The sequence below is a fragment of the Collinsella sp. AF23-4AC genome (genome assembly GCF_003462685.1).
Lineage (GTDB): Bacteria > Actinomycetota > Coriobacteriia > Coriobacteriales > Coriobacteriaceae > Collinsella.
The window spans coordinates 17,539-30,581 of sequence record NZ_QRVE01000021.1 but is presented as its reverse complement, the minus strand read 5'-3'; the positions used below and the strand labels follow the sequence as shown (position 1 = coordinate 30,581).

Below are 13,043 nucleotides of genomic sequence, written 5' to 3'. Positions count from 1 at the left end.
CGGCAAGGAGATATATTGCCAGACCGGAGGGGCCCCGGGGGCGGGAATCTGGGCATACACATTTCCTACACAGTTTGGGATCCGACTAACGTTTGCCAGCCGTTAACTACCGCTCGCCGAGCATCTCTTTATATAAGGCAGTCTCATGGTTAAAGCGGATACGTTCCCCTAGCTAAAGCACAGCCAGCATCGAGCAACTCATCACGTTCTTCCACCGAGAACCCCTCGGCGTAGACGCGCACCACTGGTTCGGTCCCGCTAGGACGGACCAGCAGCCACGTGTCATCCTCGAATGCTAAACGCAAGCCATCCATATGACTAACGTTTTGCGGCACCTTGCCACAAATCGACTTGGGGTTTACGCCCGGCAGCAGGGTTCGTAACGTTTCGGCATCTTCGGCCTCAAGGCGCAAATCGCGTCGACCGTAACTCGTCTTACCAAAACTGTCCTCGAGTTGGTCGACCAGAACGCCCAAAGGCGCGTCCGTCTTTGCCATAAGCTCACACAGAATCAGACAGGCGAGGATTCCATCGCGCTCGGGCATATGCGCGGCGATGCCGATACCACCGGCTTCTTCGCCGCCTATGAGGACGCCACCCTTCTTCATCTCTGCCGCTATATATTTGAAACCGACTGGTTTGACGGTCACGCGGCAGCCAAGCGCCTCGGCAATGCGACGCACGAGCGTCGAGCACGAAAGATTGACGACGACGCGCCCCTCCAAATTACGAAATTGAACCAAGTCGCCCAAAACGAGCGCCATGATCTGATGCGGATGTATATATCTGCCGCGCTCGTCAACCGCGCCGATACGGTCGGCGTCGCCGTCGGTCACCAGGCCAGCGCAAGCTCCGTCCTCGATAACCGTATGCTCGCAAGCGTCCACCCACGGCTCAACGGGGTCGGGGCAGATATCTTCTTGGTCAGGCGCCTGCCCGGCGTGAATCTCGTGCACCTCAACGCCAAGCTCGCGCAGCAAGTCGGCTAGATAGCCCTGGGCTGCGCCGCCCATGGGGTCAACAACCACGCGCAGGTGCGCGGCGCGGATGGCTTCGGCATCGACAAACGATGCCACCGCTTGCATATAGTCAGGAATGATATCCGCGGTGCGATATTGCCCCTCGATCCCCATTGGCTCGGGAGCCATGGTCTCTTCGAGCTCTTCGATGACATCTTGGTTGGCGGTCGAGCCGTCACCCATGCGAATTTTGAGACACAGATAACCCTGCGGATGATGGGACCCCGTCACCATGAGCGCGCCGCACGCCTCACCGTCATAAGCCGCCGCCCACGTAAGGGCAGGGGTCGGAACAGGTCGCGAAGCGAGCACGGCGTCTAGCCCGTGCGCTGCTAGCACACCCGCCGCAAGCTCAGCGAACTCGCGCGCCAGGGGCCGAGTGTCGAACCCTATATATACCGTTTTGCCCGGATTGGTCTTTTGCCACAATTCGCCGACAGCATCGGCGATACGGGCAACGTTATCGGCAGTGAAGTCCTCATCGACGCGAGCGCGCCAACCGTCAGTTCCAAAATGAATTATCGCGCACACGCGCAGACACCTCACAGTGTTTGGATCATGGTACGCATGAGGTATACCCGCGATACACACTCGGCAACCTGCCGGCACCAGCATTCACCATTTGGGCAAATGCTGCCGAGGACATGCAAGCAATGAAAAAACCGCCCCGTATGGAGTGGTTTTGCCCTTTATATATCGAGCGCCTCGGCCATCGCTGCCGTAGTGATTGCCGTGGTTCCACAGCAACTGCCCACCATTGCAGCACCGGCATGCCTCCATTCGATGCATGCGCGCGCGAAAGCTTCGGGATTCTCGTGCCATACGGGGCCATCCTGAGTCTGGACCGGATCGCCTACGTTGGGACGCACCGTGACGGGAGTAGTCGCCGATGCAACCATCCTGGGCACCGCCGCGTTCGCGGCCGCAAGCGAACAGCAATTAACACCAACCGAGTTTGCGCCGTGTTTTTCGGCGTACAAAACGGCTGCCTCGATGTTGAGGCCATCGCCCAACAGGTCGCCTTTATCGTCAACGACAAAACTCACCAGAACAGGCATGCCGTCGGCGGCATCTCGAGCGCCGGCAAGCATGGGCTGCAAATTACGGATAGACGTCACCGTCTCGATCAGCAGACCGTCAACGCCGGCGTTGAGCAAGGCGTGCGCCTGTTCGCGCGCAATGCCTCGGATTTCACGATACTCGGCAGAGTCCTCGGCAAACCACTCAATACCGATCGGGCCCATCGAGCCTAGCAGCAGCTGAGGGTGCGCCTGGCGGGCATCGTCGACGGCCCCGCGATTGACCTCCGCCACGGACGGCGCAATCTGGTCGTGCTTGAGGGCATAGCTCGATGCCTGAAAGGTGTTGGTAATGAGCACCTGCGCGCCGGCGGCGACATACAAGCGATGGATACGAGAAACGGTCTGCGGCTCTGCCAGATTCCAAAACGCCGGTGGAATGTCGGCGGCATCGTACTCACTCAACAGAACACTGCCCATGGGGCCCTGCGCCAACAAGGTCTCGCTCGACAAGCGGCGCGCAAGTTCCTCGGCACCAAAGCGGTTGTAATAACTCGTATCCATATATATCCCGCTATTCCTCGACGCTGATTCCCTGCTTTTCGAGATAGGCGAGCCAGCGGTTCATCGTGTCCTCGGAAAGCGCATGCTCCATCATGCAGGCCTCGGAATCGGCTCGCTCAAATTCGACACCGAGCTCCTGAACCAAAAACGTGCGGACGAGGCGATGACGGTACCAGATAGCCGTGCCAACCTCGCGGCCGCGATCGGTCAGGACTACCTTGCCGTAGTGCGATTGCTCGACAAGCTCGGATGCCTTGAGCGCCGAAACCGCTTTATTGACCGATGCCTTGGAGACGCCAAGGCGCTGCGCGATGTCGACCGATCGCACGCCGTTGGTTTCCCCCTCTTCGCTTTCAATGCGAACCATGCACTCCAAGTAGTCTTCGTTCGCCACCGTCAGATGTAGTTCGCGCGAGCTATTTGTCGTATCCATGATCTTCCGTCCCTTCTGCATTCAATGGCTGATTCTACCCCATCCAAGCGTCGTGGTATGCCGTGGCATACCGTGCTAGAGTTCTTGTTGCACACGACGACCAAGATTGGAGCGGTCTTTATGGAAAACACCACCACGAGCCCCGATGTCCTCGAACGCTTTTTGCGCTACGTCCAGATCAACACGCAGTCCGAGGATGCAAACTGCGACCAGGTACCCTCGAGCGCCGTTCAGTTTGACCTTGCCAACGTGCTGGCTGAAGAGCTGCGCGAGCTTGGTGCGGAAGATGCCCACGTGACCGAGCACGCCTATGTCTGCGCGCATATCCCCGCAAGTGCGGGCGCTGAGGACAAGCCCGCCCTGGGCCTGATCGCCCATCTCGACACCACCGAAGTTGCACCGGGCGCCGGCGTGAAGCCGCACATCGTACACTACGAAGGCGGCGACCTGGTCTGCGGCACGGTTGACGGTAAGCCCGTTGCCATGAGTACCGCCAAGCTTCCCGCCCTGAATGACCTCGCGGGTGAGGACCTGGTCTGCAGCGATGGCACCACGCTGCTGGGCGCGGACGACAAGGCAGGCGTCGCCGAGATCATGTCGCTTGTCGCGCGTATCGCTCAGGACCCTTCTCTGCCCCATCCCGCACTCGGCATTTGCTTCTGCCCTGACGAGGAGATCGGCCACGGAGCCGAGCTGTTGGATATCGATACCTTTGGCTGCAAGTACGCCTACACGGTCGACGGCGGCCCCATCGGCGAACTGGAGTGGGAGTGCTTTAACGCCGCCGAGGCGACCGTCTGCTTTGAGGGCCAGTCCATCCACCCGGGCGACGCTAAGGGCCGTATGGTCAACGCAGGCAATCTGTTCTGCGACTTCAACGCGTTGCTCCCCTACGTGCAGCGCCCGGAGTATACGGAAGGCTACGAGGGCTTTTATCACCTTGAGGGTGTATCTGCGACCGTCGATCACGCCACAGCGCGCTACATCGTCCGCGACCATGACGCCGCCAAGTTCCAGCAGAAACTCGACCTTATTGATGCCGCCGCCTCGATGCTCAACCAGCGTCTGGGTGAGGAGCGCGTGACAGTCGAGATTAAGCAGCAGTATCGAAATATGGCCGAGATCGTTCGTGACTATCCCGAGCTTATTGATGTTGCCAAGGAAGCCTACCTTGCCTGCGGCGTTGAGCCCCAAGTGCTGCCGATTCGTGGCGGCACTGACGGCGCTCAGCTGTCGTTCCGCGGTCTGCCCTGCCCCAACCTTTCCACCGGCGGCTATTGCTACCACGGCGTCAACGAGTTCGTCCCGGTCAGTTCGCTCGTCAAGATGACCGACGTGCTCCAGGAGCTCGTCGCTCGCTTTGCATAAGCCTGGCCGCTCAAGCCTAAAAGACAAACCGCCCCGTCCTCTACAGAGAACGGGGCGGTTTTTTGCTGCAATGAGAACAGGTTGACGCACGCCAGCCTCTTAACGCAAGGAGTGTCCCAAACTGCCGGCACAAAAGGAACGTCCCCAAGTGCCAAGTGCATCAAGAGTGTCCCCTTTGACCAGTCGTTTAAGAACGTCCCCAATGACTAACGTCGCAGGTTGAGGACGGGCAGCGAGCGGGTCGCATTTGAGACAAGGTGACGTGAAACGAAAGGGCGCTGACCTTCTGGTCGCGCCCTTGAAGTTGAACGTCAGATTGTCCAAATGCGGCCCGCGCAGCGTCGAGCCGTTACGCGGTTTGGTAAAACCGCGTAACTTAGTAGTTGGCTTCGTAGCCGTTGCCGTCGCCGGTGGGCTCTTCGTAGTAGTCCGAATCGCTCGAATCGCTTGAGTCATCGGAATCGTCAGAGCTGACCGATGAGGTTGCGGTACCGTTTGCGTAGTCGTCAGACGTGTTGTTGCTGAGGTCGCCGATCGTAGAGCTGGAACCGTCGGAAAGACCCATGGTGTTGGGACCCTTGGGATCCTTGCCGGCATCGACGCGCTCCATCATTTCCTTGAGCTCGTCCTCGTAGACAAAGACGTAGCTCACACCGTCGATCATGGTGCTGTCGTCGGCGTACGAGGGCAGGTTGGCCGAGTAGATACCGTCGACATCCATACCGCGCATGGCATTGACCGTAGCCACGATATCCTGAACGCTCATATCGGTTACGAGCATATCGGACAGCGAATTAACCAGGCCAAAGATCTTCGTGGCATCGAAGTTATTGAGAATCTGGTTGGCAAGGGCGCCAAGCACCTGACGTTGGTGGCGCATGCGCGTGTAATCGCCGTCGGCATAGGTGTAGCGGCAGCGGGCATAGGTAAGGGCGGTGGCGCCGTCCATATGCTGCTGACCAGCGGTAATCTTAATATCCAGGTGCTCGGGGTCGTCAACATCATCGGTTGCGTTAATGTCGATACCGCCAACCGAATCAATCAGCGCCTGCATACCGTCGAAGCTGACCTCGGCATAGTGGGAAATCTGAACACCGCACAGCTCGTTGACCGCCTCGACCATGGCCTCGGCGCCGCCAACGGTATGGCAGGCGTTGATCTTCATGGTCTCGCCCTTGTACTCGACCTTGGTGTCGCGCGGAACGGAAATGAGCGTCGCCTGCTTTTGCGTGGGGTCGATGCGTGCCAGGATAATCGAGTCGGCACGATACGTATCCTCGCCCGGACGGCCGTCGGTGCCAAGAAGCAGCACGTAGAACGGATCCTTTGCCTCATCGGTGTCAACCAGAACCCGACGCAGATTGTCGGTAATGACATTAGAATCGCCGAGCTTGCCCATAATGGTGGCAAACCACAGGCCGGCAGCGGTAGTGGCACTCAGCAGCACACCAAGCACGACAATGAGCGCGACGTGACGAATCGTGTGGCTACGGCGACGTTGACGAGCGCGCTCGGAATAGCGAGCCACGTTATCGCGACTGTAGATCTTGGCCTGCGCACCAGTTGAGGGTCTTCGGGTGGTGGTATCCGCGAGGGGCTTTTTATTAAACATAGGCAACCTGTATTAGTAGATGACGGGATCGGGGACGGTAGCATGCTCGACATGCGCGCCAAGCGCCTGCAGCTTTTCGACAAACTGCTCGTAGCCGCGCTTGATGTGATGGATAGCCGAAACCTCGGTCGTCCCGTCGGCGATCAAGCCCGCTACGACGAGGGCCGCTCCGCCGCGCAGATCGGGCGAGGTAACCTGTGCACCCGAGAAGCCCTTGACGCCATGAATCATGGCATGATGGCTCTCGATACGAATGTCGGCACCCATGCGCACCAGCTCAGAGGCAAACATAAAGCGATTCTCGAAGATGTTTTCGGTGATAACGGAGCTACCATCGGCAAGGGCGGAGAGCACCATAATCTGCGCCTGCATGTCGGTCGGGAAACCGGGAAACGGAAGCGTCTGGATGTCGACCGGCTTGATACGCTCGGCACGGTTCACATGGACGCCATCCTCGACGCGCTCGCAGTCGATACCCATGAGCTCCATCTTCTTGAGCACCATGCCCAAGTGAATGGGGCAAAAGCCCGTGACATCGACACCGCGATCGTCGGCCATCAACGCACCGGCAACGATAAAGGTACCGGCCTCGATGCGGTCGCCCACCACGCGATGGGTAACGGGATGGAGCTCTTCCACGCCTTCGATAGTCACGACGGGCGTACCGGCGCCAACAATCTTGGCGCCCATCTCGTTGAGCATGTTGGCGAGATCGACGATCTCGGGCTCGCGGGCGGCATTGTCGATAACCGTGGTACCCTTCGCGCGCACGGATGCCATAATGAGGTTCTCGGTCGCACCGACACTGGCGAACTCGAGCGTGACGGTGGTACCGCGCAGACCTTGGGGCGCATTAGCGTTGATGTAACCGTGGGCGGTATCGAACTCAACGCCCAGGGCCTCGAGACCCAGAATGTGCATGTCGATCTTGCGAGCACCCAGGTTGCAGCCGCCCGGCATGGCAATTTTGGCGCGATGGAAGCGGCCCAGCAGGGGTCCCATGACGGCGGTGGAAGCACGCATCTTGGCAACGAGCTCGTAGGGGGCCTCCCATGAATCGACCTGAGAGGTATCGATCTCGAGCGTGTGCTCGTCGAGAACATCGATCGTAGCGCCCATGCCCTTGAGCACCTTGCCCATCACGTGGACATCGGAAATATCAGGCACGTTCTGCAGCGTCGTCTTGCCCGGCGCCAGAAGCGTTGCCGCCATGAGTTTGAGCGCGGAGTTCTTAGCACCCGAGACGGGCACGGAGCCTCCGATGGCGTGGCCACCCTCAACGCGGATAATATCCAAGGTCTACCCTTTCAAAAAGCATGCCCGGGGTGGCTGGGCCATCCCGGGCATGATGTGTTCGCAAATGGTCGAACGCTAAATCGTTTGACTATTGGGCAAGCTTGAGCTTACACCATGCGATTTCATTATAGAGGTAGGCGCGGCGTGCATCATCCTCCGACAAATTACCCAGCTTCTCTTCAAAACCTTGAATATCAGCTTTAAGCTTGTCGGCATCGACGGTCGCCAAATCGCAAGCGCGCTCGGCGAGAACGGTCACGACATCGTCCGCAACCTGGGCATAGCCGCCGGCCACGGCAAACGTGTGGTCGACAGTGCCCATGGCCTTATCGGAAACGCGAACGTAACCGCGGTCGATCGTGCAGATCTCGCTGGAGTGAGCAGGCAGGACGCCAAACTCGCCATCCGTGGACGGAATCGACACAAACGCAGCGTCGCCCTCATAGGCGCAGCTCACGGGGCACACGATGCGGATACGCATAACCTACTTCTCCCCCATCTTGCGGGCGCGCTCGCGCACGTCCTCAATCGTGGAAGCATAGCGGAAAGCCTGCTCGGGCAGGTCATCGGCCTTGCCGTCGACAATCTCGGCAAAAGAGCGGACGGTATCCTCGACGCGGACGTAGACACCGGGGTTACCGGTGAACTTCTCGGCGACGTGGAAGGACTGTGAGAGGAACTGCTGAATCTTACGGGCACGGTTGACCGTAAGGCGCTGCTCCTCGGACAGCTCGTCCATACCCAGAATGGCGATGATGTCCTGAAGGTCGGAGTACTCCTGCAGGAGCTCCTGGACCTTGACGGCGACACGGTAGTGCTCCTCGCCGACGATCGAGGGATCGAGAGCGTCGGAGGAAGATGCGAGCGGGTCGATAGCCGGGAACAGGCCGAGCGACGAAATGCTACGCGAAAGAACCGTGGTGGCGTCGAGGTGCGTAAACGTCGTGGCAGGCGCCGGGTCGGTCAGGTCGTCTGCGGGGACGTAGACAGCCTGGACGGAGGTAATGGAACCCGTCTTGGTCGAAGTAATGCGCTCCTGGAGGTCGCCCATCTCGGTTGCCAGCGTGGGCTGGTAACCAACGGCGGACGGCATACGGCCCAGCAGTGCGGAAACCTCGGAACCGGCCTGGGAGAAGCGGAAGATGTTGTCGATGAACAGCAGAACGTCCTGGCCGCGATCGCGGAAGTACTCAGCGGTGGTAAGGCCGGCCAGACCGATGCGCAGACGCGCTCCGGGCGGCTCGTTCATCTGACCATAGACCAAGCAGGTCTTGTCGATAACGCCAGACTCGCTCATCTCGAGGAACAGGTCGGTGCCCTCGCGGGTACGCTCGCCGACGCCGGTGAACACCGAGGTGCCGCCGTGCTCCTGGGCGAGGTTGTTGATGAGCTCCTGAATCAGAACGGTCTTGCCGACGCCGGCGCCGCCGAACAGGCCCGTCTTGCCGCCACGGATATAGGGCTCGAGCAGGTCGACGGCCTTGATGCCGGTCTCGAAGATCTCGGTCTTGGTGGTGAGCTCGTCGAAACGGGGCGCTGCATGGTGGATGGGGTAGAACTCCTCCACCTCGGGCATGGGCTTGCCGTCGACAGGCTTGCCCATGACGTTCCAAATGCGGCCGAGCGTCTTGGGGCCAACGGGCATCTTCATGGGCTCACCGGTATCGGTGGCGATGAGGCCGCGCTGCAGGCCGTCGGTCGAGGACATGGCGACCGTGCGGACGACGCCGCCCGGAAGCTGGCTCTCGACCTCGAGGATCGTGCTCAGATGACCGATCGGGGTCTCGGCCTCGACCGTGAGCGCGTTGTAGATCGGGGGCACCGCACCGTCAAACTTGACGTCGACGACAGGGCCGATGATTCGCACGATGCGACCATCACCGGCAGTCGTCTTCTTGGTGGCTTCCTCGACCGCAAGCTTTACGGTGTTATTAGCCATTACTGTTCCTCCAATGCTGAGGCTCCGCCGACGATCTCGTTAATCTCGGTCGTGATCGAAGCCTGGCGCACGCGACTATACGTGCGGGTAAGGGTCGAGATGATCGCGGTGGCGTTTTCCGTCGCGGAGTGCATGGCCTTGCGGCGTGCACCCTGCTCGGCAGCCGCCGAATCGATCAGGGCCTGGTAGATGACCGTCAGGATATAAGACGGCACAAGCTTGCCGAGAACATGCTCGGGAGAGGGCACGAACTCGAACGTGGACGAGATGCGCTTAGGGGCGTCGGTCTCGTTCTTACGCGGACCGTGGGCCATAGCGATCATCTCGGGGTCGAGCGGCAACAGATGCTCGACGCGAAGCTCCTGATCCACGCGGTTCTTGGCGTGGTGGTAGACAAGCTCGACACGGTCAAGCTCACCGGCACGATACGCATCGCAGATATGAGAGGAGATCATGCGGGCCTGATTGAAATCGGGCTCAGAGGAGTTGCCCTCAAAGTGCATGACAACGTTTGCGCGGTCACGGAAATACGTGGCCGGCTTACGCCCGCACGCGATGATCTCGCACTCGATGCCGTCGTTCGCCCAAGAAGCGGCGAGCTTTTCGGCCGTGCGCTCCACCGTCGTATTGAAACCGCCGGCAAGGCCGCGGTCCGAGGCAATAACGACAATCAGGCCATGCTTGACGCTCTCATGCTTCTGCAGCATGGGATCGGTGCCCGAACAGGAGGCGTCGCCGGCGACCGTCAACATGACGTCGGTCAGCGCCTCCTTATAGGGCTCGGCCTGCTTGGAGCGATCGAGGGCACGACGGATCTTGGCCGTAGAGACCATCTCCATCGTGCGCGTGATCTGCTTGGTCGTGGTAACCGAGGAGATTCGCTTCTTAATGTCGCGAAGGTTGGCCATGGGGCTTAGTTCTCCTCTGATCCAGAAACATCCGAATGGTGCTTGGCCATGAACTGCTGCTTGAAGTCGCCGATGACGCGCAAGAGCTCAGCCTTGGTGTCATCATCGATCTTCTTGGCGCGAACCTTGTCGAGCAGCGAGCCAAAGCCATTGTCCATGTACTCGATGAGCTCGGCACGGAAAGGCAGCACGTCGGCGATCTCCAGGTCATCCAGGAAGCCCTCGTTGCCAGCGAACAGCGTAACGATCTGCTCGCCAACCTCAAACGGCTTGTAACGCGGCTGCTTAAGGAGCTCAGTCATGCGGGCACCATGGGTCAGCTGCTTCTGAGTAGCCTCGTCGAGGTCGGAGCCGAACTGCGTAAAGCCGGCGAGCTCCTGGTACGAAGCGAGGTCCAGACGGAGGTTGCCGGCGACCTGCTTCATAGCCTTGGTCTGCGCGTCGCCACCGACGCGGGACACGGAAATGCCCACGTCGACTGCCGGGCGCTGGCCCTGGAAGAAGAGCTCGGACTGCAGGTAGATCTGACCATCGGTAATGGAAATGACGTTGGTCGGAATGTAGGCCGAGACGTCGCCGTCCTGGGTCTCGATGATCGGAAGAGCCGTCATGGAGCCATAACCGTTCTTCTTGGACATCTTGACTGCACGCTCGAGCAGACGAGAGTGCAGGTAGAAGATGTCGCCAGGATAGGCCTCGCGTCCGGGCGGACGATGCAGCGTCAGCGACATCTGACGGTAAGCCACAGCCTGCTTGGACAGGTCGTCGTAGATGACGAGCACGTGGCCGCCGGGGTTGGTCTCGCTGGCGGGCTTGCCATCCTCGCCGTTGTACATGAAGAACTCGCCGATAGCGGCACCGGCCATAGGCGCGATGTACTGCATAGGGGCGGAATCGGCAGCGGTGGCCGAAACGATGATGGTGTAGTCGAGCGCACCGTGCTGAGCGAGGGTCTCGCGGATGTTGGCAACCGTGGAGGCCTTCTGGCCGATGGCGACATAGATGCAGACCATGCCCTTGCCGCGCTGGTTGAGGATAGCGTCGATGGCGATGGCGGTCTTACCGGTCTTACGGTCGCCGATGATGAGCTCACGCTGACCGCGGCCAATAGGCACCATGGAGTCGATAGCGAGCAGACCGGTCTGAACCGGCTCGCACACCGGGGTACGGTCGATGACGCCGGGGGCCTTGAACTCGATAGGACGACGGTGCGTGGCGACGATGTCGCCCAGGCCGTCGATGGGCTGGCCGAGCGGATTGACGACGCGGCCGAGCATGGCACGACTCACGGGGATATCCATAATGCGGCCAGTGGTGCGGCACTCGTCGCCTTCCTTGATGGAGTCGACGGCACCAAACAGAACGGCGCCGACCTCGTCACGGTCAAGGTTCTGGGCAAGGCCGAAGACGGTCTCACCGGTATCGGAGCTCTTGAACTCCAGAAGCTCGCCTGCCATGGCGCTCTTAAGGCCGGAGACGCGCGCGATGCCGTCGCCTACCTCGTCGACCGTTGAAACCTCATGCGTATCGACCGTCGCGGAGAGGCTCGTGAGCTGCTCCTGCAGTTTCTTGGCGATATCCTGGGCATTGAGGGTTTCGGACATTAGGCTTCACCTCCGTACGAATTAGCAGAGTTTGCGAGGGTCTCCTGCGCGATGCGCAGCTGCGTCTTGACGGAAATGTCACGACGCTCGCCGCGGGCCTCGAGCACCAGGCCGCCCACGATAGACGGGTCGACCTGCTCGATAAGGAATACCTTGCGGCCGAAGTCCTGCTCGCATTTCTTAGTGATGGTTTGACGCAGCTCGTCGTCGAGCGGGATCGCCGTGGTGACGGTCACGCCCACTACATCCTCGTCTTCCTCGGCAACATACTTAAAGGCAGCTGCCACCTTGGGAAGAAGGTCGAGCTGGTCGCGCTTGGACATGGTGTCGAGCACGGCGATGATCTCGGGGCTGGCAGAAGCCAGGCGCTCGATCATCTCGAGGTCCTCGAACACATGGTTCTCGGCCTTAGCGGCTTCCAGAAGGGAGCGTGCGTAGGTCTCGAGCACCTTGTCCTGATAGCGGCTAGTCGGCATTCAGGCTACCTGCTTCCTGGATGTAGCGCTCGATGAGCTTCTTCTGCTCGGCCTCGTCCTCGAGTGCCTCGCCCACGATCTTGGTGGCGACGGCAACGGACAGGTCGGCGATGGAGCTCGCGGCACCGGCGTAGATGGACTTGCGCTCGTCCTCGACGGTCGTATGGGCCTTGGCGATGATCTCCTCGGCCTCCTTGTGAGCAGCCTCGATGATACGGGCGCGCTCGGACTCGGCGTCCTTACGGGCCTCGAGAACGATGTCGGCAGCCTGACGACGGGCGTCGGTGACGATCGAGTCGGACTCAGCGCGCTTGGCGATAGCCTCCTGCTTGGTCTTCTCGGCCTCGTCGAGGCTCTCCTCGATCTTCTTGCCGCGCTCCTCCATGGTTTTCATGATGCCCGGCAGGGCAACCTTGGCCAGCACGATCCAGATAATCAGGAAGGCGATAAGCGCCGGGATGAACTCCGCCATCTTAGGGATGAGGATGTCCGCACCGGCAGCGCCGTCCTCAGCGAACGCGGAAACCGGCATGAGCAGCGCGGCCGCGGACGCGGAGAGTGCGGTCGCGCTCTTCTGGGATGAAAGATTCATACTTGACGCTCCGTGCTATTTAACGATCAGCGCGACAACGAAGCCGATCAGAGCCAGAGCCTCGCCGAAGGCGGAGCCCATGATGAAGACGGTGAACACGCGGCCCTGGACCTCAGGCTGACGGGCCATAGCACCCGTAGCACCCAGAGCAGACAGGCCGATAGCAAGACCAGCGCCGATAACACCGAGACCGTAACCGATAACTCCCACGAT

The 13,043-nt window shown here is 60.2% G+C and carries 13 protein-coding genes; 1 reads left to right on the top strand and 12 read right to left on the bottom strand.

The window, feature by feature from the left end; translation table 11 throughout:
• Positions 1-149 precede the first annotated feature (149 nt).
• The 3 genes from DWY05_RS08980 to DWY05_RS08970 form a co-directional block, all read right to left on the bottom strand.
• On the bottom strand, positions 150-1,550 hold the full coding sequence (locus DWY05_RS08980; RefSeq protein ID WP_117630036.1) for a phosphoglucomutase/phosphomannomutase family protein: 1,401 nt from the start codon (positions 1,548-1,550) through the stop codon (positions 150-152).
• 158 nt (positions 1,551-1,708) lie between these two features.
• Positions 1,709-2,602: a homocysteine S-methyltransferase family protein gene (locus DWY05_RS08975; protein WP_117821432.1), complete on the bottom strand. Its 894-nt coding sequence runs from the start codon at positions 2,600-2,602 to the stop codon at positions 1,709-1,711.
• 10 nt (positions 2,603-2,612) lie between these two features.
• Positions 2,613-3,035 (bottom strand): metal-dependent transcriptional regulator, encoded by a 423-nt coding sequence (locus DWY05_RS08970; RefSeq protein WP_089573098.1) that lies wholly within the window; start codon positions 3,033-3,035, stop codon positions 2,613-2,615.
• A 120-nt stretch (positions 3,036-3,155) separates the two neighbouring features.
• Between DWY05_RS08970 and pepT the strand changes: the two genes are divergently transcribed.
• On the top strand, positions 3,156-4,403 hold the full coding sequence (pepT, locus tag DWY05_RS08965) for a peptidase T (protein WP_117821433.1): 1,248 nt from the start codon (positions 3,156-3,158) through the stop codon (positions 4,401-4,403).
• 376 nt (positions 4,404-4,779) lie between these two features.
• Here the strand turns inward: pepT and DWY05_RS08960 are convergent, their stop codons facing one another.
• The 9 genes from DWY05_RS08960 to DWY05_RS08920 form a co-directional block, all read right to left on the bottom strand.
• A complete protein-coding gene (locus DWY05_RS08960) occupies positions 4,780-6,015 on the bottom strand; it encodes an LCP family protein (protein WP_117736598.1) in 1,236 nt (411 codons plus the stop codon).
• A 12-nt stretch (positions 6,016-6,027) separates the two neighbouring features.
• Positions 6,028-7,311: a UDP-N-acetylglucosamine 1-carboxyvinyltransferase gene (murA, locus tag DWY05_RS08955; RefSeq protein WP_117821434.1), complete on the bottom strand. Its 1,284-nt coding sequence runs from the start codon at positions 7,309-7,311 to the stop codon at positions 6,028-6,030.
• Between the two features lie 88 nt (positions 7,312-7,399).
• On the bottom strand, positions 7,400-7,792 hold the full coding sequence (gene atpC, locus DWY05_RS08950; protein WP_006235718.1) for an ATP synthase F1 subunit epsilon: 393 nt from the start codon (positions 7,790-7,792) through the stop codon (positions 7,400-7,402).
• Between the two features lie 3 nt (positions 7,793-7,795).
• Complete coding sequence (gene atpD / locus DWY05_RS08945) at positions 7,796-9,250, bottom strand: F0F1 ATP synthase subunit beta (RefSeq protein WP_006235717.1); 1,455 nt, start codon at positions 9,248-9,250, stop codon at positions 7,796-7,798.
• Positions 9,250-10,158, bottom strand: coding sequence for an ATP synthase F1 subunit gamma (gene atpG / locus DWY05_RS08940; RefSeq protein WP_006235716.1), 909 nt, complete (start codon positions 10,156-10,158; stop codon positions 9,250-9,252). The genes atpD and atpG overlap by 1 nt, the downstream gene beginning before the upstream one ends.
• Positions 10,159-10,163: 5 nt before the next feature.
• Positions 10,164-11,762, bottom strand: a complete 1,599-nt coding sequence (gene atpA / locus DWY05_RS08935) for a F0F1 ATP synthase subunit alpha (RefSeq protein ID WP_035138794.1) — start codon at positions 11,760-11,762, stop codon at positions 10,164-10,166.
• Positions 11,762-12,238: a FoF1 ATP synthase subunit delta gene (locus tag DWY05_RS08930; protein ID WP_006235713.1), complete on the bottom strand. Its 477-nt coding sequence runs from the start codon at positions 12,236-12,238 to the stop codon at positions 11,762-11,764. Before DWY05_RS08930 ends, atpA begins: the two co-directional genes overlap by 1 nt.
• Positions 12,228-12,830, bottom strand: a complete 603-nt coding sequence (atpF, locus tag DWY05_RS08925) for a F0F1 ATP synthase subunit B (RefSeq protein ID WP_117821435.1) — start codon at positions 12,828-12,830, stop codon at positions 12,228-12,230. The genes DWY05_RS08930 and atpF overlap by 11 nt, the downstream gene beginning before the upstream one ends.
• Positions 12,831-12,845: 15 nt before the next feature.
• Positions 12,846-13,040, bottom strand: a complete 195-nt coding sequence (locus DWY05_RS08920) for an ATP synthase subunit C (RefSeq protein ID WP_022094262.1) — start codon at positions 13,038-13,040, stop codon at positions 12,846-12,848.
• Positions 13,041-13,043 lie beyond the last annotated feature (3 nt).

Coding starts and splice junctions, on each gene's coding strand:
- DWY05_RS08975 (WP_117821432.1), bottom strand. CDS start 2,602: ATGGATACGAGTTATTACAACCGCTTTGGTGCCGAGGAACTTGCGCGC.
- DWY05_RS08970 (WP_089573098.1), bottom strand. CDS start 3,035: ATGGATACGACAAATAGCTCGCGCGAACTACATCTGACGGTGGCGAAC.
- pepT (WP_117821433.1), top strand. CDS start 3,156: ATGGAAAACACCACCACGAGCCCCGATGTCCTCGAACGCTTTTTGCGC.
- DWY05_RS08960 (WP_117736598.1), bottom strand. CDS start 6,015: ATGTTTAATAAAAAGCCCCTCGCGGATACCACCACCCGAAGACCCTCA.
- atpC (WP_006235718.1), bottom strand. CDS start 7,792: ATGCGTATCCGCATCGTGTGCCCCGTGAGCTGCGCCTATGAGGGCGAC.
- atpD (WP_006235717.1), bottom strand. CDS start 9,250: ATGGCTAATAACACCGTAAAGCTTGCGGTCGAGGAAGCCACCAAGAAG.
- atpG (WP_006235716.1), bottom strand. CDS start 10,158: ATGGCCAACCTTCGCGACATTAAGAAGCGAATCTCCTCGGTTACCACG.
- atpA (WP_035138794.1), bottom strand. CDS start 11,762: ATGTCCGAAACCCTCAATGCCCAGGATATCGCCAAGAAACTGCAGGAG.
- DWY05_RS08930 (WP_006235713.1), bottom strand. CDS start 12,238: ATGCCGACTAGCCGCTATCAGGACAAGGTGCTCGAGACCTACGCACGC.
- atpF (WP_117821435.1), bottom strand. CDS start 12,830: ATGAATCTTTCATCCCAGAAGAGCGCGACCGCACTCTCCGCGTCCGCG.